This window comes from Occultella glacieicola (assembly GCF_004353825.1).
GTDB classification, from domain to species: Bacteria; Actinomycetota; Actinomycetes; order Actinomycetales; family Beutenbergiaceae; genus Occultella; species Occultella glacieicola.
Window position 1 is genome coordinate 284,226 of record NZ_SMNA01000006.1, and the last position, 20,528, is coordinate 304,753.

General features: G+C 70.4%; 19 protein-coding genes. 8 read left to right on the plus strand and 11 right to left on the minus strand.

Features of this window, described 5'->3' with window-relative positions; genetic code table 11:
- Positions 1-8 precede the first annotated feature (8 nt).
- The 3 genes from EXU48_RS14095 to EXU48_RS14105 are packed head-to-tail and all read right to left on the minus strand — an operon-like array spanning position 9 to position 3,176.
- Entirely contained in the window at positions 9-782 is a 774-nt protein-coding gene (locus EXU48_RS14095) for an enoyl-CoA hydratase/isomerase family protein (RefSeq protein WP_133108292.1), read from the minus strand.
- On the minus strand, positions 779-2,353 hold the full coding sequence (locus tag EXU48_RS14100; RefSeq protein ID WP_133108293.1) for an acyl CoA:acetate/3-ketoacid CoA transferase: 1,575 nt from the start codon (positions 2,351-2,353) through the stop codon (positions 779-781). Before EXU48_RS14100 ends, EXU48_RS14095 begins: the two co-directional genes overlap by 4 nt.
- Positions 2,354-2,369: 16 nt before the next feature.
- Positions 2,370-3,176: an SDR family NAD(P)-dependent oxidoreductase gene (locus EXU48_RS14105; protein WP_133108294.1), complete on the minus strand. Its 807-nt coding sequence runs from the start codon at positions 3,174-3,176 to the stop codon at positions 2,370-2,372.
- Between the two features lie 45 nt (positions 3,177-3,221).
- On the opposite strand from EXU48_RS14105, the gene EXU48_RS14110 reads away from it, so the two are divergent.
- From EXU48_RS14110 to EXU48_RS14120, 3 genes are all read left to right on the plus strand, one after another.
- Entirely contained in the window at positions 3,222-4,286 is a 1,065-nt protein-coding gene (locus tag EXU48_RS14110) for an amidohydrolase family protein (RefSeq protein ID WP_133108295.1), read from the plus strand.
- Positions 4,287-4,360: 74 nt separating this feature from the next.
- Positions 4,361-5,524, plus strand: coding sequence for a Gfo/Idh/MocA family protein (locus tag EXU48_RS14115; protein WP_235857029.1), 1,164 nt, complete (start codon positions 4,361-4,363; stop codon positions 5,522-5,524).
- A 42-nt stretch (positions 5,525-5,566) separates the two neighbouring features.
- Entirely contained in the window at positions 5,567-6,373 is an 807-nt protein-coding gene (locus EXU48_RS14120; RefSeq protein ID WP_133108296.1) for a sugar phosphate isomerase/epimerase family protein, read from the plus strand.
- Positions 6,374-6,430: 57 nt separating this feature from the next.
- On the opposite strand, the gene EXU48_RS14125 is transcribed toward EXU48_RS14120, so the two are convergent.
- The gene (locus EXU48_RS14125) at positions 6,431-7,462 is read right to left on the minus strand and encodes a LacI family DNA-binding transcriptional regulator (protein WP_165962815.1); all 1,032 of its coding nucleotides are present in this window, start codon (positions 7,460-7,462) and stop codon (positions 6,431-6,433) included.
- A 313-nt stretch (positions 7,463-7,775) separates the two neighbouring features.
- Between EXU48_RS14125 and EXU48_RS14130 the strand changes: the two genes are divergently transcribed.
- Genes EXU48_RS14130 through EXU48_RS14150 form a run of 5 tightly spaced genes read left to right on the plus strand, consistent with a single transcriptional unit; the run spans position 7,776 to position 12,535 of the window.
- On the plus strand, positions 7,776-9,008 hold the full coding sequence (locus tag EXU48_RS14130) for an amino acid ABC transporter substrate-binding protein (RefSeq protein ID WP_133108298.1): 1,233 nt from the start codon (positions 7,776-7,778) through the stop codon (positions 9,006-9,008).
- Between the two features lie 7 nt (positions 9,009-9,015).
- A complete protein-coding gene (locus tag EXU48_RS14135) occupies positions 9,016-9,903 on the plus strand; it encodes a branched-chain amino acid ABC transporter permease (RefSeq protein ID WP_235857030.1) in 888 nt (295 codons plus the stop codon).
- Positions 9,887-11,044 carry a branched-chain amino acid ABC transporter permease gene (locus EXU48_RS14140; protein WP_235857031.1) on the plus strand — a complete coding sequence of 386 codons (1,158 nt, stop codon included), beginning with the start codon at positions 9,887-9,889 and terminating at the stop codon, positions 11,042-11,044. Before EXU48_RS14135 ends, EXU48_RS14140 begins: the two co-directional genes overlap by 17 nt.
- Entirely contained in the window at positions 11,041-11,814 is a 774-nt protein-coding gene (locus EXU48_RS14145) for an ABC transporter ATP-binding protein (RefSeq protein WP_133108299.1), read from the plus strand. The genes EXU48_RS14140 and EXU48_RS14145 overlap by 4 nt, the downstream gene beginning before the upstream one ends.
- Positions 11,804-12,535 carry an ABC transporter ATP-binding protein gene (locus EXU48_RS14150; RefSeq protein WP_133108300.1) on the plus strand — a complete coding sequence of 244 codons (732 nt, stop codon included), beginning with the start codon at positions 11,804-11,806 and terminating at the stop codon, positions 12,533-12,535. Before EXU48_RS14145 ends, EXU48_RS14150 begins: the two co-directional genes overlap by 11 nt.
- Before the next feature lie 8 nt (positions 12,536-12,543).
- On the opposite strand, the gene EXU48_RS14155 is transcribed toward EXU48_RS14150, so the two are convergent.
- The 7 genes from EXU48_RS14155 to EXU48_RS14185 all read right to left on the minus strand — a co-directional run bounded on the left by EXU48_RS14155 (position 12,544) and on the right by EXU48_RS14185 (position 20,457).
- Complete coding sequence (locus EXU48_RS14155) at positions 12,544-14,874, minus strand: glycoside hydrolase family 65 protein (RefSeq protein WP_133108301.1); 2,331 nt, start codon at positions 14,872-14,874, stop codon at positions 12,544-12,546.
- A 112-nt stretch (positions 14,875-14,986) separates the two neighbouring features.
- On the minus strand, positions 14,987-15,553 hold the full coding sequence (locus EXU48_RS14160; protein WP_133108302.1) for an AAA family ATPase: 567 nt from the start codon (positions 15,551-15,553) through the stop codon (positions 14,987-14,989).
- A gap of 73 nt (positions 15,554-15,626) precedes the next feature.
- Positions 15,627-16,724 (minus strand): adenosine deaminase family protein, encoded by a 1,098-nt coding sequence (locus EXU48_RS14165; protein ID WP_235857032.1) that lies wholly within the window; start codon positions 16,722-16,724, stop codon positions 15,627-15,629.
- Positions 16,717-17,796 carry an ABC transporter substrate-binding protein gene (locus EXU48_RS14170; RefSeq protein ID WP_133108303.1) on the minus strand — a complete coding sequence of 360 codons (1,080 nt, stop codon included), beginning with the start codon at positions 17,794-17,796 and terminating at the stop codon, positions 16,717-16,719. The genes EXU48_RS14165 and EXU48_RS14170 overlap by 8 nt, the downstream gene beginning before the upstream one ends.
- A gap of 41 nt (positions 17,797-17,837) precedes the next feature.
- On the minus strand, positions 17,838-18,848 hold the full coding sequence (locus EXU48_RS14175; protein WP_133108304.1) for an ABC transporter ATP-binding protein: 1,011 nt from the start codon (positions 18,846-18,848) through the stop codon (positions 17,838-17,840).
- On the minus strand, positions 18,845-19,642 hold the full coding sequence (locus EXU48_RS14180; RefSeq protein ID WP_133108305.1) for an ABC transporter permease: 798 nt from the start codon (positions 19,640-19,642) through the stop codon (positions 18,845-18,847). Before EXU48_RS14180 ends, EXU48_RS14175 begins: the two co-directional genes overlap by 4 nt.
- A complete protein-coding gene (locus tag EXU48_RS14185) occupies positions 19,639-20,457 on the minus strand; it encodes an ABC transporter permease (protein WP_133108306.1) in 819 nt (272 codons plus the stop codon). The genes EXU48_RS14180 and EXU48_RS14185 overlap by 4 nt, the downstream gene beginning before the upstream one ends.
- Positions 20,458-20,528 lie beyond the last annotated feature (71 nt).

Consider the following 20,528-nt stretch of genomic DNA (forward strand, 5'->3'; position numbering starts at 1 on the left):
TCTCCTTGTCAGCGATCGGTGAAGATGGGGTCGCGCTTCTGCGCGAACGCACGGGCTCCCTCGAGCATGTCCTCCGTGCCGAACACCGCCTCGGACGCGTCGAGCTCCAGGGCCATGCCCTCCTCGAGGGTCCGGTCGACCGACTCGTCGAGCAGTCGCTTCGCGAGCCGGGTCGCCAGCGGTCCGCGGGTGGCGACGATGTCCGCCAATCCGCGCGCCGCGTCGAGTGCGCCACCCTTCGGCGCGACCCGGGTAAGGAGTCCGATCTCGAGGGCCCGGTGGGCGGTCACCGGTTCGCCGAGGAGCACGAACTCCTTGGCGCGGGCCAGCCCGACGAGCCGGGCGAGCCGCTGCGTGCCGCCGCTGCCGGGCAGCACGCCGAGCCGCAGCTCGGGCAGGCCGAGCTTGGACTGTTCGCTCGCCACCCGCAGGTCGCAGCACAGTGCCAGTTCCAGGCCACCGCCGAGCGCGTGCCCCTCGATGGCCGCGATGGTCGGCACGGCCACCTTGGCGAGCTGCCGGTAGACGAGCTTCTCCAGCAGCAGCTTGTCCTCGGCCACCCGGCCGCGCAGCCCTTCGAACTCGGCGATGTCCGAGCCCGCGCAGAAGGCCCGCCCGCCGGCTCCGGTCACGATCAGGACCCTGGCCCCGCGGTGGTTCGACACCCGGGCCAGGGCGTCCCGCAGCTGTGCCGTGAACTCCCGGCTGACCACGTTCATCGGTGGGTTGTCCCAGACGATCTCGCACCGTTCGCCCAGCTCCACCCGCATCAGGTCACTCACGTCGCTCCGCCCCGGTTGAAGTCGTCGGCCAGGCCCATCGGGCCGGCCCGGAAGATCCGCGGATCCATGGTTCGCAGCTCGGGTGCCACCGCAGGTCGGAACCCGAGGTGCGCCACCACGTCGCGCTCGGCGTTCAGTCCGTCCGCGATCTCGGTGAGCGTCGGGCCGTCCGCCGTGAGCTCGAACACGGCCCGTTCGGTGATGTAGCGCACCTGCTGGCCCTTCGCGAGGGCCCGTTCGGCGCTGAAGCTGATCTGGCGGACCTTCGGGACGAACTTGCGGTACTGCCCCTCCGAGGAGATCGTGAGCCGTCCGGCGTCGACCCCCACCCGCAGGCCCCCGGTCGTCAGGGTGCCGACGAAGCAGACCCGGCCGGTGCGGTTCGCGATGTTGAGGAAGCCACCCGGCCCCCGCGGCCGCTCGTCGAACTCGTGGACGTTGACGTTGCCCTCGGCATCGACCTCGGCGAAGGACAGGCTCGCGATGTCGAGGCCGCCGCCGTCGTAGAAGTCGAACATCGAGGGCTGCTCGAGCATGGCCTGGAAGTTCACCCCCGCACCGCCATCGGCGCCGGCGGCGGGCGCACCACCGAAGATGCCCTGCTCGACGGTCAGGGTCAGGGCGTCAGTGATGCCCTCGGCGGCCGCGATGGCGCCGATCTGCTGGCTGATGCCGAAGCCGAGGTTGCAGATGTCACCGGGCGCGAACTCCAGCAGGGACCGGCGCGCGATCACCTGGCGCACATCCGGTGCCGCGGGCGCCGCGTCGGGGGCGAGGGGCCGCGGTTGTCTCAGCTGCCCCGCGAAGTACGGCGAGAACGCGGTGCGGTAGGTCTGCCGCTGGTCCGGGTCGACGTAGACGTGGTCGACCAGGGCCCCGGGGATGCGGACGTCCCGGGGTCGCAGGCTCCCGCGCTGGACCAGCCGCTTCACCTGCACGATCACCCGGCCGCCGCGGTTGTGGGCGGCCATCGCGAGCGCGAGGGAGTCGCCGTGCACGGCCTCCTCCTCCATGGACAGGTTCCCGTCCTCGTCGGCGGTGCTGGCACGAATGACGGCGACGTCGATCGGCAGGGCCGGATAGAACAGCCATTCCCGGCCCGCGAGCTGCACGACCTCGACGAGTTCCTCGGTTGTCACGTCGTTCTGTCGGCCGCCGCCCTGCCGAGGGTCGACGTAGGTACCGAGGCCGACGTCGGTGACGAGCCCCGGACGCCCGGCCGCCATCTCCCGGCAGAGAGCGGACAAGACACCCTGCGGGAACGAGTACGCCTCGATCTCGTTCGCTCGGACCTGTGCGCCGAGCGCAGGCTCGTTGCCGATGTTGCTCCCGATCGTGCGTGCGTGCAGGCCCGGCAGCGCGAGCTGGGACATCCCCCGGTCGGCGAAGTCACCGATGCCGACCACGCGCACGGTGGTCAGCCCGCGGGGCACCCCACCGGTGGCGAACCGTTCGGCGAGACTGTCGATGAACAGCTGCGGCACGGCGTGGCCGGCGCCGGATCCGCCGATCCAGACCGCGTCCCCGTCGCGGACCAGACCGACGGCCTCGGTGACGTCCAGGAGCCTCATGACCGTGGCGCCGTGCTCATGGCATCAGCCCGCCGGAGTTCGGGCCGAGGGTCTGGCCGAGGAACAGTGCGGAGGCGTCCGAGAGCAGGAAGATCACGGCGTCGGCGACCTCCTCGGGCTCGGCGAACCGTCCGAGCGGGAGTTCGGCCATGCGCTTGCGCCCGACCTCCCCGTCCATCACCGTCCGGCCCATGTCCGTGTTGATCACGCCGGGCGCGACGGCGTTGGCTCGCACGCCCCGCTGCCCGAACTCCCGGGAGATCGACTTCGCCAGGGCCATCACGCCCGCCTTGGCCGCCGCGTAGTGCGCGACGCCCGGCCAGCCGACCTGCCCCAGCCGTGAGGCCACGTTCACGATCGACCCGCTGCCCTGTTCCAGCATGATCGGGAGCACCGCCTGACTGGTCAGGAACATCGACGTCAGGTCCGTCCGGATCACCGTGTCCCACTGCTCCTCGGTGATCTCGAGGAACGCGTTCTCGGGCATGATCCCGGCGTTGTTCACCAGCCCGTCGATGCGCCCGAACGCCTCGTGGGTCGCGGCCACGACCCGGGCGATCTGCTCGCGATCGCGCACGTCGCAGCGTCGGACGAGCGACCGTCGGCCCAGGGCCTGGATCTCGGTCGACGTCTTCTCCGCTCGTTCGTCACTCGTGTGGAACGTGAACGCCACGTCGGCGCCCGCTGCCGCGGCGGCCAGCGCCACGCTCCGTCCCAGCCCCTTCGCTGCTCCGGTGACCAGGACGACGCGGCCCGCCAGGGGGCCGCTGCTGGGACCGGTCCGTGCCGGCCGTGGGTCGGAGATCGCTGTCGGTGTCGCCATTGAACCCTCCAAATCGGAAGCGCTTTCAGTCTAGACTTCCACGACATGACCTCAAAAGCAACCAGCCCGACGGCGCCCGGCGGCGACCCGGTCATCGACCTGCACGCGCACATCCTGCCGCCCGCACTCCTGCACGCACGTGCGTGGTCCGGCGTGCCCGACCCGTGGCGCCCGGCAGCCGTCGGGCCGGACCGGGCGGCCGCCGCGGACGAACCCTGGTTGCAGGTCACGATCGGCGATCGACCCACCTCCCCGATCCCACCGGCCCTGGTGTCCCTACCGCAGCGCCTCGCGACGATGGACCACCTCGGGGTCGACGTCCAGGTGGTCTCGCCATGGATGGAGCTGTACCCGCGTGGGCTCGCCGCGGATGGCGTGGAGGCGCACGTCCGGGTCATCAACGACGCGGTGGTGCAGGAGGTCCACGCGGCTCCGGGCCGCCTCCTCGGCCTGGGCATGGTCCCGCTGACGAGCGGCGCCGCCGCCGCACACGAGGCCCGACGCGCCGTCGCCGAACTCGGCCTGGCCGGCGTCATCGTCGCCACCTCCGGTGTCGGTCTCCCGTTGGAGGACGCCGACCTCCGCCAATTCTGGGCCACAACCGCCGAACTGGGCGCCGTGGTCCTGATCCACCCCGTGCTGCCCCTCGCCGCGGAACGGATGCGGGTCCCCCCGCTCGGCGATCTGATCGGGCATCCACTGGAGACCACCACGGCGGTCGCCACCCTGCTGCGCACCGGGATCCTCGACCGCCATCCGGACCTGCGCCTGGTGGTGCCGCACGGTGGCGGCGCCATCCCCGCGCTGGCCGATCGCATCGGCGCACTCTGGGAACACTCCGGCGGCCCGGTGACGGCCACCGCGCCGGCCGCGACCCTCGGGCGGATCCACTACGACGTGCTCACCCACTCCGACCGTGCGCTGCGCTGGCTCGAGGAGTTCACCGAGCCCGGCCGACTCGTCCTCGGCACGGACTACCCGTTCGCCACCGGAGACGTCGATGCGCTCGCCCGGGCCCGCCGGGTGCTGACCTCTGCGTCCCTTCCCGGGGCGCTCGGGCGGAACGCCGCGGCCCTCCTGCCCCACGGCCTCCGGACACCCCGTGCTTGACAGGCTGACCGCTTCGATATAGAAAGCGCTTACAGCTTCGTCCTCGAACCTCACCCCAACGGCGGGAGCGCACAGTGGAAGACATCCGGCTCGGCATCATCATGAACGGCGTCACCGGGAGGATGGGCACCCGGCAGCATCTCGACCGTTCGATCATCGCGATCCGCGATCAGGGCGGCCTCGAGCTCGGGGACGGGCGGCGCATCGTCGTCGACCCGATCCTGGTCGGCCGCAATGCCGCGAAGGTGGAGCATCTCGCGAAGCAGTACGGCGTGGAGCGGTGGACCACGAACCTCTCCGAGGCCCTCGCAGGTGACGAGGACACGATCTACTTCGACGCACAGACCACGAACCGGCGTTTCGACGCCATCGCGGAGGCCATCGGGGCCGGGAAGCACATCTTCTGCGAGAAGCCGACCGCGACCAGCCTCGCCGACGCCCTCGAGCTCGCCCGGCTCGCCAAGGAGGCGGGCGTCGTCTCGGGGGTCGTGCAGGACAAGCTGTTCCTGCCCGGGGTCCGCAAGCTCAAGCGTCTGATCGACGGCGGGTTCTTCGGCGAGCTCATCAGCCTTCGCCTCAACTTCGGCTACTGGGTGTTCGAGGGCGACTGGCAGCACCTCAACCGGCCGTCCTGGAACTATCGCGCCGAGGACGGCGGCGGCATCATCCTCGACATGTACCCGCACTGGCGGTACGTGCTGGACCACCTGCTCGGACCGGTGCGGTCCGTCCTGTGCCACTCCCAGGTCCACATCCCCGGCCGGTGGGACGAGAACGGGCAGCCGTACACGGCCACGGCCGAGGACGCCTCCTACGGCATGTTCTCCTTCGACTCGGACGTCGTCGCCCAGTTCACCACGTCCTGGGTGACCCGTCCCTACCGGGACGAGATCGCCGAGTGGCAGCTGGACGGGACCCTGGGCAGTGCGATCGCCGGCCTGCGGAACTGCCGAGTCCAGTCGCGGGCGAACACCCCGATGCCAGTCTGGAACCCGGACATCCCGAACCCGATCGACTTCCGGGCCGGCTGGCTGGAGGTGCCGGACAACGGCGAGCACGAGAACGCCTTCAAGGTCCAGTGGGAGATGTTCCTCAAGCACCTCGTCGGATCCCACGAGCAGTTTCCCTGGGACTTGCTCGAAGGTGCCAAGGGCGTCCAGCTCGCCGAGTTGGCGCAGCAATCGGTCGACGAACGCCGCTGGGTCGACGTTCCGGAACTCCGGATCCCCGCATCATGACCGGTGTGGCCGCTCGCGTGGCGTCGGAACGGGGTCCGGACCATGGCTGATCCCAGCAGGCTCTCGCTCAACCAGATCACGGTCCTGTCCTGGGATCTCGCCCGGGCCGTCCGCGGGTGCGCCGAGCACGGGATCGGTTCCGTCGGGGTCTGGATCGACAAGGTGGAGGAGGCCGGACTCGCGCAAGCCGTCCGGTTGCTCCGCGACCACGACCTCGAGGTGTCGAGCGTGTGCCGGGCGGGCTTCTTCACCGACGACCGCCCGGCGGCCACGATCCGGGCGGAGAACGCCCGCGCCGTCGAGATCGCCCACGAGGTCGGCGCCGCCTGCCTCTACATCGTCTGCGGTGGGCTGGGCCCCGACCGGGACCTGGCCGGTGCCCGCAGCAGGTCGCTCGAGGGGCTCCGCGACCTCGCCGACCTGGCGGGCGCGGCCGGGGTGCGGCTGGCCCTCGAGCCGCTCCACCCGATGATGTGCGCCGACCGGGGTGTCGTCGTCACGCTCGACCAGGCACTCGACCTGGTCGACGAGATCGGCGACGACACCGTCGGGGTCGCCGTCGACACCTACAACGTCTGGTGGGACCCACGGCTCGGCGGGGCCATCGAGCGGGCCGGCGACCGGGTGATCGGGTACCAGGTCTGCGACTGGCTCGTGCCGCAGCCCCATCCGACGTTCGGCCGCGGGATCCCGGGCGACGGCGTGATCGACCTCCGCTCCGTGACGACCGCCGTCGAGGCCACCGGCTTCACCGGCGCCATCGAGGTCGAGATCTTCAACGAGGACGTCTGGGCCACCGATCCCGACGACGTCCTGACCGCCATCCGCTCCTCGTTCGAGCTGGTCTGAGCGGTGCGTGGCGGATCGTCACCGGCCCGCCACGCACCGCCGCCGGCCGGCGCCGGGTCAGGCGGGCGGCGGCGCCGTACTCTGCCGCATGATCACGTTGCCCTGATAGGACACCGTCCGCGGCACGGCCGACTCGGTGAGCGCGAGGTCGACGGCCTGCTGCCCCACGAGGTCGAGCGGAATGCTCACCGTGGTCAGCGCCGGAGTGATCTGCGCGGCCAAGGGCACGTCCGCGAACCCGGCGACGGACACCTCACCGGGCACGTCGACGCCGAGCCTCTGCAGCCCGGCCACCACGCCGGCCGCGACCACGTCGAAGACGCCGAACACGCAGGTGGGCCGATCGGGCGAGGACTTGATCGCCTCCGCGACCCGCATCCCGGCCTCCCGGGAGGTGTCGCCCGGATAGAGGTTGTCCTTCGCCACCTCGATGCCGTGATCGGCGAGCCCCTGGCGGAAGCCGTCGACGCGGTCCCGGACCGTCACCAACGCCGTCGGCCCGACGGCGATCGCGAAGGTGCGGTGCCCGAGCTCCACGAGCGCATGGGCGAGACTGCGTGCGCCCTCCTTGTTCCCGACCACCATCCGGTGCCCGACCCCACGTCCGCCGGCGAGGGAGACCACGACCCCGCCGGCGGCCTCGAACTTCGAGAGCTCGTCCATGATCGGGCCGTACTGGGCCTTCTGGGTGTACCCGCTCGCGGCCATGATGATCGCCCGCGGCCGCTGGGCCCTAAGCAGTTTGACGTACTTCAGTTCCGATGCCGGGTCGCGGTAGGTGCACACCATCGTGACCAGCAGGTCGTGCTTGTCCGCGGCGCGCACCACCGAGCTGGAGAGCAGCCCGAAATAGGCGTCACTGACATCGTGGACGACGAGCCCGATCGTGTTCGACGTGGCACTCGCAAGCGCCCGAGCGTGCAGATTCGGTTCGTAGCCGAGTTCCGCCGCCGCGGCCAGGACCCGCTCCCGCAGGTCCCCCCGACCCCGATAGGTCGGCGAGTTCGCGTTCAGGACCCTCGACGCCGATGCCAACGACACCCCGGCCAGTTCGGCCACGTCCTGCAGGCGCACGGTCGTACGCTTCACGGCATCCACCCTCCCGATCTGCCGGCCCGTCACAGGCGACGCGGTGCCCGAGGTGCGCTATCCCCGGCGGTCGCTTGTCTCGGGCGCAGTCTATCCCTATCCGAAAGCGCTTACGTCATTGAGATCGATCGGCGCGTCGCCGGTTCGCACCGTGAACGACGCGTCCAATCTGAACCGTTGGCGATAGATTCTCTCCAAGCGAAGGCCTCAGAGTCGCACAAGGAGGAAACCCGAAGACCTTGCGCAACAGCAGGGTCGGTTCTATCGTACTGAAAGCGCTTTCGATGCGCTGTTCATACTCCAAGGAGGCAGCATGACTACGAAGACGTGGGCGGCAACCGCCGCAACGACTGCCGCGATCGCTCTGGCCGTGGCCGGTTGCGCCGGCCAGTCCGGCGGTGGCAGCGACGGCGAGGAGAACCCTGACGATCCGATCGTCATCGGTGTCTCCCTCCCCCTGACCGGTGACTTCGCCGAGCCCGGCAAGGGTGTGCAGCGCGGGTACGAGGTCTGGGTCGACGAGATCAACGCGAACGGTGGCCTGCTCGGCCGTCAGGTCGAGCTCATCGTGCTGGACGACGGCTCCGACGCGGCGCGGATCGTGTCCGACTACGAGTCCCTGATCGCGCAGGAGGGGGTCGACCTCCTGTTCGGTCCGTTCTCCACCCGACTCGTCGTGCCATCGGCTCGGGTCGCCCAGGAGTACGGCATGCTCTTCGTCGAACCCGCCGGCGCCGCCGCCGAGGTGTTCGAGTCCGGCTTCGACAATCTGTTCTACGCGGCGCCGGCCATCGCCGACGACCACTACAACCACCTCGCGGAGTACATCCTGTCGATGCCGGAGGACATCCGGCCGCAGACCGCTGCCTACGCCGCCCAGGACGACCCGTTCGCCCAGGGCACCGCCTACGGGTTGCGGGACCAGTTGGAGGCGGCCGGGATCGAGACCGTCGTCGACGAGGTGTATCCACCGAACGCCACCGACTTCAACCAGATCGCCGCACAGATCGCGGCCGCGGATGCGGACATCGTCGTCGGCGGCACCCTCTACCAGGACGCTGTCAACCTCATCATCGCGATGCAGCAGCTCGGCTACCAGCCGCGGATGGCCGCGTTCTCCACGGCGCCGACGAACCCGGAGTTCCCGGAGGCGCTCGGCTCCGCCGTCGAGGGGATCCTGTCCCCCACCGGCTATGCGCTCGAGGCGAGCTATCCCTCGAACGTCGAGTTCGTCGAGGCCTACAACGAGATGTTCGGCACCGACCCCCAGGAGGACGAGGCGAACGCCTACACCACCGGCCAGGTGGTCGCGGCGGCCGTGGAAGCCGTCGGGTGCGCCGAACAGGGCGAGTGCCAGCAGCAGCTGATCGACTGGCTCCGCACCAACTCGGTGGAGACGGTGGTCGGTGAGCTCAGCTGGGACGAGGCCGGCCGACCCCAGGGCGCCCACATGATCCTCCAGTACGTCGGCGGCGAGATCCAGATCGTGCTCCCCGAGGGCGAGGCGCAGATGACCGAACTCGTCTACCCGAAGCCCGAGTGGTGATCGACGAGTGGTCTCCGGCGCTCTGATCTTCCAGAGTCTGATCCTGGGCCTGATGCTGGGAGGGCTGTACGCCCTCCTGGCATCAGGGCTCACGATGTACTTCGGGATCATGCGGGTGGTGATGTTGGCGCACTCGGCGGCGATCATCCTGTCCGCCTACATCGCCTGGCGGTTCGCGACCCTGACCGGCCTCGACCCGATGCTGTCCCTGCTCGGGACCGTGCCCGTGTTCTTCCTGATGGGGTTCCTCACCCAGCGGCTGCTCGTGTCCCGGCTGAGGCCGGCGACGATGTCGATGATGTCGGTGCTGCTGACCTTCGCGATCGCCCTGATCATCGAAGGACTGCTCGGGTATTTCTTCACCGGTACCCAGCGTCGGATCAACCTCCCCTACGGCACCGCGAGCGTGAACGTGCTGGGGGCCTCGCTTCCCGTGGTGCAGATCATCTCGTTCCTGCTGGCCACGGTCAGCATGGCCGCGCTGTACGTGGTCCTCAAGAAGACCCGCTTCGGCTGGGCGCTGCGAGCAACCATCCAGCACAAGGAGGCCGCCCAGCTCGTCGGCATCAACACCGAGCGGCTGTCCGGCTACGGCTTCGGGCTGGGCCTGGCCACCGCGGCGGTCGGGGGTGCGGCCCTCTCGCTCCAGGTCACCATCTACCCATCGCTGCACTGGCACTGGATCGGGCCGCTGATGGCAATCATCGTCGTCGGTGGGCTGGGGAGCATCCCTGGCGCCGCCATCGCGGCCCTCGTCCTCGGCACCATGCGGGTGATGCTCGAGATCCCGTTCGGGCCGACGTGGGCCCAGACGATCTTCTTCGTCGCCCTCTTCGTCACCCTGATGGTCCGTCCCCAAGGATTCTTCGGAGGTCGTCTTGCCCAGCGCTTCTGACCACATCGTCGGCACCGGCGTCGCCCGGACCCGCGACCGTGGCGTCGTCCGGATCATCAAGGGCGTCGTCCTGCTCGCCGGAGCTGCCCTGCTCGTGAGCTGGCCGTCGCTCGCGGCGAACCCCTACCTGGTCTCGGCCGGCGTCGTCGTCCTCAACTACGCGGTGTTCGCGAGCTCCTGGAACATCATGGGCGGCCTCACCGGGTACATCTCGCTGGGACATGCGGCCTACTTCGGACTGGGCGCCTACGGCACCGCGCTGCTGATCCAGAACTTCGACATACCGTCGTTCGGCGCCTGGTTCCTGGCCGGACTGCTCACCCTGGTCATCGCGATCCCGGTCGGCTGGGCGGCCCTGCGGGTGCGTGGCGCGTCGTTCGTCATCGTGACGATCGCCCTGGTCCTCGTGCTCGCCCTGATCTTCCAGAGTCTGCGCGGGATCACCGGCGGTTCGGACGGGCTGATCGTGCCGCGTCCGTTTCCCGACCTCCTCCGGCCCGAGCACCACGCCACGTTCTACTACATCTACGCCGGTCTGCTCGCGGTGGTCCTCGCGGTCTGGTTCGTGATCGCCCGGTCCCGGTTCGGAGCCGGCCTCAAGGCCATCCGGGAGGACGAGGACAAGGCCGAGTCGCTCGGGATCCCCACCACCCGGTACAAGGGCATCGCCCACGCGCTGTCGGCCTACTTCGTGGCGCTCGGCGGTGGCCTGTACGCCCTGTGGTTCGGCGACCTCGACCCGATCATGCAGTTCTCCGTCCTGCTCAGCGCCGAGGTCGTGCTGATGGCCCTGCTCGGCGGCGTGCGGTTCCTGCTCGGCCCGCTCGTCGGGGCCATCATCGTCGGCACCGCACTGGAGTACTTCGTCCTCAACTTCGGGGAGACCCAGCTGCACCTGGTCGCGACCGGCATCCTGCTCGCCGTCGTCGTGCTGTTCCTGCCCGACGGCGTGCTGGCCGGCCTGAGTGAACTGGTCGCCAGGTTCCGCCCGCAGGCCACCTCGATCCGGGAGATGACCGCGGAGGAGCTGCAGAACCAGCGCGTCTCCGAGGTCCGCCCCGGGTCCGGCGTCGACGCGGACCCCACGTCGTCCGAACGCAGCGAGCAGGAGCTCGCACCCGTGGAACGGAGTCCGTCATGACCGCCACCGTCGAGCCGACCTCACCCGCGCCGGCGACGCCGAGTGTGCTCAGCACCCGTGGCCTGACGAAGTCCTTCGGTGGCGTGCACGCCGTCCGGGACGTCTCGGTCGGCTTCCTCGAGGGCAAAGTCAACGGGCTGATCGGGCCGAACGGGTCCGGCAAGACCACCTTCTTCAACATGGTCACGGGCATGATCAAGCCCGACTCGGGCGAGGTCATGCAGGGCGAGCGCTCCATCACCCGCTGGGCCCCGCACCGGATCGCCCGGCTGGGCATCGGCCGCAGCTTCCAGCTGTGCCGGGTGTTCCCCCGCCTGACCGTGCTGGAGAACCTGCTGGTGGCGGTGCGCCCCACCTCGCTCGCCTCGGCCCTGCTCGGCGCGCACCATGCCCCGACCGTCGCGCGGGCCCGGGAGATCCTGGCGCGGGTCGGCATCGAGCACCTCGAACACGCCGAGGCGCGGGACATCTCCTACGGGCAGCAGAAACTCCTGGAACTCGGTGGCGTGCTGATGGCGGACCCCCGCATCATCATGCTCGACGAGCCGGCCGGAGGCGTGAACCCCGCCCTCATCGAACGGATCGCCACCCTCATCCGGGAGCTCAACGCCGAGGGCCGCACGTTCATCGTCGTCGAGCACAACATGGATCTGGTGATGAACCTCTGCGACCACATCGTGGTCTTCGACCGCGGGCGGCCGATCGCGGCCGGGGTGCCCGCCGAGATCCAGTCCGACCCAGCCGTATTGGAGGCCTACCTTGGAGTCTGACCTGCTCCTCGAGCTGAAGGATGTCGAAGCCGGCTACGGGAAAGCCGCGCTGGTGCTGCGCGGCCTGTCGATCGAGGTGGCGCGGAGCTCCATCGTCTGCCTGGTCGGGCCGAACGGCGCCGGCAAGTCGACGGTGCTGAAGGTGGCCAGCGGCCTGCTCAGGCCGCGCTCCGGGCAGGTCCTCCTGAACGGCGAGGACATCACCGGCCGCAGCCCGCAGGACCTCCTGCGCCAGGGGTTGGCGCACGTGCTCCAGGGGCACAGCGTGTTCCGCGAGATGACGGTCGCGGAGAACGTCCGCCTCGGCGGGTACACGGTGCGGGACCAGGCGACCATCAGCGAGCGGATCGGCCTGGTCCAGGACCTGTTCCCGGTGGTGGGCGAACGCTGGGATGCCATGGCCGGACTGCTCTCCGGCGGTCAGCAGAAGCAGGTCGAGTTCGCCCGGGCCCTCATCGCGAGTCCGCAGGTGATCCTGCTCGACGAACCCTCGATGGGTCTGGACCCGAAGACGACCGCCACGGTGTTCGAGCAGATCGTCCGGATGCGCGATGCCGGGGTGGCCGTCCTGCTCGTCGAGCAGAACGCCCGCCGGGCGCTGGAGACGGCGGACGTCGGGTGCGTCCTCGACCTCGGCCGGGTCCACATCTCGGGCCCGGCGACCGACCTGCTGGGTGACTCCCGACTCGGCGACCTCTATCTCGGCGGCCGCGCCCGCTGACCCGAGGCTCAGCCGCGCGGCTCCCGGCCCACCGGCTGGCTGGGCTCCGCACGCAGCGGACCGGGGGCACGCAGGGGCACGAGCACGGCCTCGGCGCCCACCTCGACCCGTGAGCCGTCCACGACGACGACGATCGGGTCCCGACCCTCCAGCACGGTCAGGGTCGTGCCCGCCGCCGTCGTCTCCACGCGCAGGAGCGCGCCACGCCAGGTGAGGTGAAATCGAGTGCGGCTGAGCGCGGCCGGGAGCACCGGGGAGAGCTCGAGCTCGTCGTGCTCCTCGCGCAACCCACCCAGCCCGGCGGCGAGCCCGAGCCAGGAGCCGGCCAGCGACGCCATGTGCAGACCCTGCGCGGTGTCCTGTTGGATGTCGCAGAGGTCCACGAGGGCCGCCTCGCGCAGGTAGCGCAGTGCGAGCTCGGGATGCTGCGCCCGCGCGGTGACGACCGCCTGTGCAGCGGCGGACAGGGATGAGTCCCGCACGGTGCGGGCCTCGTAGTACTCGAGGTCCGCGGCCAGCTCCTCGTCCGTGAAGTCGTCACGGCACCACCACAGGGCCAGGACCAGGTCGGCCTGCTTGACCACCTGGCGTCGGTAGAACTTCGCGTAGTGCTGGTGCTCCTCCACGGGATAGGACTCGCGCTTGTCCGCGAAGCGCCACTCCCGGTAGGTCGTGAAGTTCTCGTTCGCCGGGTGCACGCCCAGGTGCTGGTCCCACGGCACGTGCACCGCCCCCGCGGCCCTGCGCCACCCATCGATCTCGCGGGTCGTCACCTCCAGCGCGCGGGCGCGCTCGGGCGCCGACTCACAGGCGTCGGCGGCGCGCAGAAGGTTGTCTCTGGCCATCAGGTTGGTGAACACGTTGTCATCGACCACGCCGGTGTACTCGTCCGGACCGGTCACTCCGAACAGGTGCCAGCCGCCGTCGGCATCCTCATGCCCGAGGGAGGACCACAGCCGAGCGGTCTCGATGAGCACCTCGACGCCACCGATCTCCCCCAGGTCACGCCCGGTGGCGTTGGCGTACAGCCAGAAGGCCCGGGAGATCGCGGCGTTGACATGGACCGCAGCGGTGCTCGCCGGCCAGTACGCGGAGGTCTCCTGACCGTCGATCGTGCGCCACGCGAATGTGGCGCCGGCCCACTCCAGAACCTCGGCGCGCCGGCGGGCGGCGTCGAGCGTCGAGGCGCGCCAACGCAGCAGGCGCTCGGCCGCGTCCGGGACCACCAGCGCCAACACGGGCAGCACGAAGCCCTCGATGTCCCAGAAGGTGTGGCCGTTGTATCCGGCCCCGGTCAGGCCCTTCGCACCGATCGGCGCGTCATCGATGTGGGCCGAGGCGCAGTGGAGCTGGAAGAGGTTGTAGCGCACCGCCTGCTGGAGCTGGTCGTCGCCGTCGATCTCGACGTCCGCGCGCGCCCAGAACTCGGCGAGCCGGTCACGCTGATCGGCGACCAGGCCCGTCCAGCCCCGGTCCCGTCCCGAGCGGACCGCCGCCGCCGCCCGTTCGAGCATCGACACCACCGCGGAGCCACGGGACCAGACGTAGCCGAGCGTCTTGGTGAGGGTCAGCCGATCACCCGCGGTCAGCGCCGCCACGGCCGTGGTGACCACGTGGTCCTCGCCGGCCTCGGACTCCACCCGCGCCGCGCCCTCGATGTCGTGCTCGACGGCAGCTGCGACGATCATCCCCGTTCGCCTCGTCCTCAGCACGAGCGCGCCCCCGGCGTCGCCGGCGTGCCGGTCGACCACCGAGAACGGGCTGTCCAGTGCCTCCGACACGCGCGGGTCGTCGCTCTCCACCTCGGGCGGGCAGATGCCGATCGCGAGTTCGGAACGGACGACGACGTGTGCCGGACCGTCCAACGCCCGGAGCTCGTACCGGATCGCGCAGACCGAGGCTTCGGTGAGCGAGACGAGACGGCTGGACCGCAGTTCCAGCGTGGTGCCCGACGGGGAGCGCCACCGCATCCGGCGGTCGAGAGTGCCGGACCGCAGGTCGAGCCCGCGTTCGTGCACCTCCGGCGAGATCTCCCGGATGTCGACGGGGATGCCATCGATCACCAGGCGTACCGGAGTGCCGTCAGCCACCGCGACGATCGACTGGCCCTCCTCCGGGTGACCGTAGCCACCCTCCGGGTAGGCCAGCGGATGCGTCTCGAACACCCCCGAGAGGAACGTGCCCCGCTCGACGGAGGGGTCGACCTCGTCGAGCGACCCGCGAACACCGAGGTAGCCGTTGGACACGCTGAAGATGGCCTCCGCGGCGCCGAGGGAGTCGGTCTCGACGCGCGGTTCACGCACCACCCATGGGTCGATCTGCAGACGTGGTGCGTTCATCGGGCTCCTTGTGGTCATGGACGGTGCGGTTCAGTCTGCTCAGGGATCGGTCCCGTGGCATCCGGACGCACCGCGGCGTGGACCCCGGTGGGTTCACGCCCCCGTCACGCGGTCACGGGCTCGACCCGACAGCGCCGAGAACGTACGCGCACACCGAGCGGAAGTTGCTGTCTGGGGATCCCACGGCGTCCAGGGTGAGCCGCTCACCGGTCAGCGTGGGGAACTCCCCCCGCATCCGCTCCACGTGGGACCAGTCGATCTCGTGCCAGCCAGGGATGCCGCGGACGCGTCCCTCCACCCGTGACCGGTGCAGGTCCACGTCGCTGCAGACGCACTCGACGACTTTGAGCGCGGCGCCGTGCGCGATCGCGGTGGAGCGCCAGTGGTCGGCGACGTCGTCGGTGACCAGGCAGTCGAGAACGGCGCTCTGCCCGAGCAGCAGCTGGCGGGTCAACAGGCCGCCGAGCACGCTGTGGTACAGCCGCGAGTACGCCTCGCGACCGAGCTGCGCCAACTGGGCCGCGGCCGGCTTGAGCGACCCCATGAGCCAGTCGCCGGAGAACGCCGGCGCACCGAGGTGCATCGCGGTCCGGTCGGCCATCGTCGACTTGCCCGTTCCCGGCAGGCCGGTGAAGACGACCACGACCGGCTGCGCCGGCGGGCCGGGCTCTGGTTCCATGATCCGACCGTAGTCGGAGGAGTTCACCGAGGCCCGTCCCCGCACTCGGGCACGGCGACGTTCCCCGCAGCGGCTACCGCCGCAGTTCGGCGATCTCGGACTCGAACCTGGCCCGCACCCGCGCCTTCTCGTCCTCGGGCAGCCAGCACGCGTCGACACCCGCCAGTGCCATCGCGGTCAGCTCCTCCCGCGACACCCCCACCTGGTCGGCGAGGATCCGGTACTCGCGCCCGAGGGTGGTCGGGAACAGGCCCGGATCGTCCGAGGCGGGCACCAGGTTCAGCCCGGCGTCGAGCATGGCGCGGATCGAGGCCCGCCGCCACGGCCGCCAGGACCGGCGCGAGGTGGTCGAGGCCACCGTGAACGCGATGCCCTCGTCCCGCATCCGGGCCACCACCGCGTCGTCCTCGAGCACGAAGTACCCGTGGTCGAGCCGGTCGCACCCGAGCACGTCCAGGCAGGTGATGGCGTTCTGCGCGGCCGGCACGTGCTCGGAGGTGTGGGCGGTGCGCTTCAGCCCGGCCTGCCCGGCCAGCGCGTAGGCCTCGGCGAACCGCTCCGGCGGCCCGGCGGTCTCCAGGTTGTCCAGGCCGATGCCGGCCACGTACGGGTGCGGGTTCGCCACGACGGTGCGGATCCACTCCAGGGCCTGCTCCCCCGTGCCGGACCGGTCGATCGCCGCGAGCATCCGCCCGGTCATCCCGAAGTCCCGCTCGGCCATCCGGATGCCCTCGGCGTACGCCTCGACGGTCCCGGTGTAGCCCAGCGACGCCAGGTGCCCCGGCACCATGTCGAACGAGAACTCCAGGTGCCGGGTGTTGCTGAGCCGGTGCGCGTCCTCGAACGCCTCGTACACGATCCTGGTCAGGTCGTCGCCGTCGCGGAGCACCTCCCGGATCCAGTTCGACACCTGGAACAACGAGTAGGACACCTCCGGCTCGTCGTCGCTGCGTCCCTGCGGCATCGGGATCCGGGTGTGCCGGTACAGCTCCGGGTCCGGCGGACGGGAGTTGATGCCGGCGAACACCTCCTGCGCAGGGGCCGGCAGGTCGAGACGCTCCCGGCGGGCCAGCTCCGCGAACGTGGCGGGCCGGACGGTGCCGAGCAGGTGACAGTGCAGGTCGACCTTGGGCAGGGCGTCGAGATAGTCGTGCAGCGCGACGTCAGCCACCGACGACCTCGCGCGCGAACCGCTCGACCCACTCGTTGCGGTTCGGGACGATCTCGTTCGGGTCCAGGGTCTCGTAACCGGCCGCCGTCGGGTCCAGCGCGACGTCGCCGACCACGGCGGTGAGCTCGGCGGGGATCTCCACGGACAGGTTGACCGGCAGGTCACCGACCAGCGCCGCCGAGGCGGCCTGCGCCTCGGCGGAGAGCAGGTAGTCGATGAACTGGTGCGCACCGTCCAGGTTGGGTGCCCCGGTGGGGATCATCGCCCGGTTGGTGGCCATGTACCGACCCTGCGCCGGCGGCGTCCAACCGACCGGCTCGCCGGCCGCGATCAGGTCGGTGGCGAACCCGTTCAGGGCACCGCCGGCCACGATCTCGCCCTGGGTGAGCAGGTTCGTCATCTCGGTGGTGGAGCTGTAGAACTGCAGGACGTTCGGGGCCCAGCCGGCCATGGTGGCGAACGCCGTGTCCACGTCGAACGGTCCGTCACCGTAGGTCGACGCCACCCCGGACACCGTGAGCTGGCCGGCGGTGACCGCGATGTCCGGCAGTGCGAGCCGGCCGGCGTAGTCGTCGTTGGCGTACAGCTCCCAGTCCGCGGCCTCGGTGGCGTCGAGCTCGTCGGTGTTGTACATGGTCCCGTTCAGCTGGTAGCTGTAGGCCGGGCCGGTGTAGGCGTCCTCGACGGCGAACGGGGCGATCGCCTCCAGGTTCGGCACCGCCCCGGGGTCGACCTCCTGGAACAGGCCCTCGGAGTCGGCGATCGCGGCGTAGGTGTCCGAGATCAGCATGACGTCCACGCCGCCCTCGCCCTGCTCCAGCTGGAGCTGGGAGAGCCGGTCCGCGTTGGAGCCGGTGTCGATCTCCACCTCGATGCCGGTGGCCTCGGTGAACGGGTCCAACACCGCCTCGGTGAACTCCTCGACGCCGAACGGGAAGGTGCTCACCACGATCGTGTCGGCATCGCCGTCATCGGAGCCGCCGGAGCAGCCGGCCAGCACCAGCGCGGCCGCGGTCAGGCCGGTGGTGGCGAGCAGGGTACGGCGCCGCAGCAGCGGGTACGTCGGGGACATGGGTTGCCTCTCGTGGTGGGGGGATGGACGACGGCGGAACGTCAGTCGGCGGCCAGGGGAACCAGGTGGGTGGCCGGCACGTGCACCCAGACGTCCGCGCCCGGGGTCAGGTCCGGGGCGGACTCGGCGCGCAGGTCGGCGAGCAGTTCGACCCGTGCACCCGAGACGTCGGCCGAGGCGACGGTGACGAGCACGTCCACGCCCCGGTATGCCACGTCCAGGACGACGCCCGGGAGCACCGCGCCGGTCTCGGCGGCCGGCGTCCGCTCCGACACGCTCAGGGCGAGGTGCTCGGGCCGGATCGTCGTGGTCGCCCCGCCGGCGTCGGTGAGGAAGTTCTCGTAGCCGAGGAACTCGGCGACGAAACGGTTGGCGGGAGCCGGGAACACGGCCTGCGGGGTGCCCTGCTGCTGGATCCGGCCGTCCTTCATCAGGACCATCTCGTCGCTCATCTCGAGCGCCTCGTCCTGGTCGTGCGTCACCAGGACCACCGCGAGGCCGGTCTCGGCCTGGATCCGGCGGATCTCGGCACGCATCTGGATGCGCAGCCGGGCGTCGAGGTTGGACAGCGGCTCGTCCAGGAGCAGCAGCTTAGGCCGGATCGCGATCGCCCGGGCCAGCGCCACCCGCTGCTGCTGACCGCCGGAGAGCTTCTTCGGCTTGCTTGCGGACAGGTGCGCCAGGCCGACCAGCTCGAGTGACTCGGTGACCCGTCGGGCCCGGTCGGCGGCCGGCACCCGCCGCATCTTCAGGCCGAAGCCGACGTTGTCCGCGACGCTCATGTGCGGGAACAGCGCGTAGGACTGGAACACCATCCCGAGGTTCCGTCGCTCCGGCGGGGTCCGGGTGGAGTCGACGCCGGCGATGCTGATCGTGCCGCGGGTGGGCGCCAGGTACCCGGCCAGCATCCGCAGGCTCGTGGTCTTGCCGCAGCCGCTCGGTCCGAGCAGCGTGGTCAGTTTGCCGTCGGGGATGTCCAGATCGATGTTGTCGACGGCGGTGAAGTCGCCGAACACCTGGCTCACCCCGTGGAACCGTGCTGCATGGGTCATCGGTTGATGCCTCCAAAGACTCTGGCGAAGCCGACGGTGCGCTCGGCGATCACGGCCACCAGGACGGTTCCGGCCAGGATCAGCACCGAGATCGCGGCGACGATCGGGTCGTAGTTCTGCTGCACGTAGTCGAGCATCACCACGGGCAGGGTGCGGAAGTCGCGGCTCTGCAGGAGCAGGGACAGCGGTACGTTGTTGAACGAGGTGATGAAGCTGAGCAGCGCCGCCGAGAACAGGCCGGGGCGCAGCAGCGGCAGGGTGACCGACAGGAACGTCCGGCCGGGCGAGGCGCCCAGGCCGCGGGCGGCGTCCTCCACCGCGGGATCGATCAGTGCCAGCGAGGCCCCGGTCACCCTCACCGCGTACGGGAACATCAGCACGGTGTGCCCGAGCAACAGCGTCTGGAAGTTGTCCAGCCCGAAGCCGACCATCAGCTGTTGGTAGAGGGCCAGGCCGACCACGAGCTCGGGGACGATGAGGGGCGACAGGAACAGTCCCTCGACCACCGACCTCCCGGGCAGGGCGCCGCGGTGCACCGCGAGTGCCACCGGCACCCCGAGCGCGAGGGCGAGCACGGCGGAGATCGCGGCCAGCATCAGGCTGGAGAGCAGCGAGCTGGTGAAGGGCTCATAGGTGAGCGCCGCCTCGAACCACCGCAGCGAGAAGCCGTCGGGAGGGAACCGCAGCGTCGACCCGGCCGTGAAGGCGGTCACCACGACGAACAGGATCGGCACGAGCATCACGACGTAGCCGCCCACGGCCAGGCTCGCGGCGATCGGGTGGCGGGTCCTCATGAGGTCGCTCCTCGACGGGCGGCGAGACTGGACAGGCCGGAGACGGCGAACACCAGGACGGTCATGATCAGCGCGGTCGCGCTCGCCGCGGCCCAGTCGATCGTGGTGGACGAGTACGTGTACAGCTGGGTCGAGAGCATCCGCTGCCGGGAGCCACCGAGCAGGTACGGCGTCGTGTAGGCAGTCACGGCCCCGGCGAACACCAGGGTCGCGGCCACCACCACACCCGGCCCCGACAACGGCACCACGACCGACCAGAACGTGCGGGTCCGGTTGGCGCCGAGTCCCCGGGCCGCCTCGTCGAGCCCGGCGTCCACCTGGGCGAGCGCGGAGTAGGAGGCCACCACGGCCAGCGGCAGGAAGATCTGGGTCAGACCGAGCACGATGGCCAGCGGTGTGTAGAGCAGCTGCGGGGCGGAATCGACCAGCCCGAGGGTCAGCAGCAGCTGTGGGATCGCACCCTGGGAGCCCAGCACCACGAGCCACCCGAAGGTGCGCACCACCGAGGACAGCAGCAGCGGGAAGATCGCCAGCGCGAGCAGGACGCCGGCCCAGCGGGACGTGGACCGGGACAGCAGGTAGGCGATCGGGTATCCGAGCCCGATGCAGACGACGGTGACGATCAGGCCGAGACCGAGCGTGCGGACCACGATGGCCTGGTCGTAGGGGTCGGTCAGCATCCTGCCGAGCCGCGCGAACACCTCGCCGGGGCTGATCCCGGGCGGCGAGAACAGCATCGCTATCGACGGGATCAGGAAGGCGACCAGGAGGATGGCCAGCCCGGGCAGGACGAGGAGTGCAGTCCGGCCGCGCATGGGTGCACCTTCCCGTGGTCAGAGTCGTCACAACCGGTTCCACAACCGGTTACATTGGGAGTGTAAACGGG

Excerpts from the sequence above, each read along its gene's own strand:
- EXU48_RS14130 (WP_133108298.1), top strand. The coding sequence starts at position 7,776 with ATGACTACGAAGACGTGGGCGGCAACCGCCGCAACGACTGCCGCGATC.
- EXU48_RS14175 (WP_133108304.1), bottom strand. The coding sequence starts at position 18,848 with ATGACCCATGCAGCACGGTTCCACGGGGTGAGCCAGGTGTTCGGCGAC.
- EXU48_RS14185 (WP_133108306.1), bottom strand. The coding sequence starts at position 20,457 with ATGCGCGGCCGGACTGCACTCCTCGTCCTGCCCGGGCTGGCCATCCTC.
- EXU48_RS14170 (WP_133108303.1), bottom strand. The coding sequence starts at position 17,796 with ATGTCCCCGACGTACCCGCTGCTGCGGCGCCGTACCCTGCTCGCCACC.
- EXU48_RS14160 (WP_133108302.1), bottom strand. The coding sequence starts at position 15,553 with ATGGAACCAGAGCCCGGCCCGCCGGCGCAGCCGGTCGTGGTCGTCTTC.
- EXU48_RS14100 (WP_133108293.1), bottom strand. The coding sequence starts at position 2,353 with ATGAGGCTCCTGGACGTCACCGAGGCCGTCGGTCTGGTCCGCGACGGG.
- EXU48_RS14105 (WP_133108294.1), bottom strand. The coding sequence starts at position 3,176 with ATGGCGACACCGACAGCGATCTCCGACCCACGGCCGGCACGGACCGGT.
- EXU48_RS14155 (WP_133108301.1), bottom strand. The coding sequence starts at position 14,874 with ATGAACGCACCACGTCTGCAGATCGACCCATGGGTGGTGCGTGAACCG.
- EXU48_RS14145 (WP_133108299.1), top strand. The coding sequence starts at position 11,041 with ATGACCGCCACCGTCGAGCCGACCTCACCCGCGCCGGCGACGCCGAGT.
- EXU48_RS14110 (WP_133108295.1), top strand. The coding sequence starts at position 3,222 with ATGACCTCAAAAGCAACCAGCCCGACGGCGCCCGGCGGCGACCCGGTC.
- EXU48_RS14180 (WP_133108305.1), bottom strand. The coding sequence starts at position 19,642 with ATGAGGACCCGCCACCCGATCGCCGCGAGCCTGGCCGTGGGCGGCTAC.
- EXU48_RS14120 (WP_133108296.1), top strand. The coding sequence starts at position 5,567 with ATGGCTGATCCCAGCAGGCTCTCGCTCAACCAGATCACGGTCCTGTCC.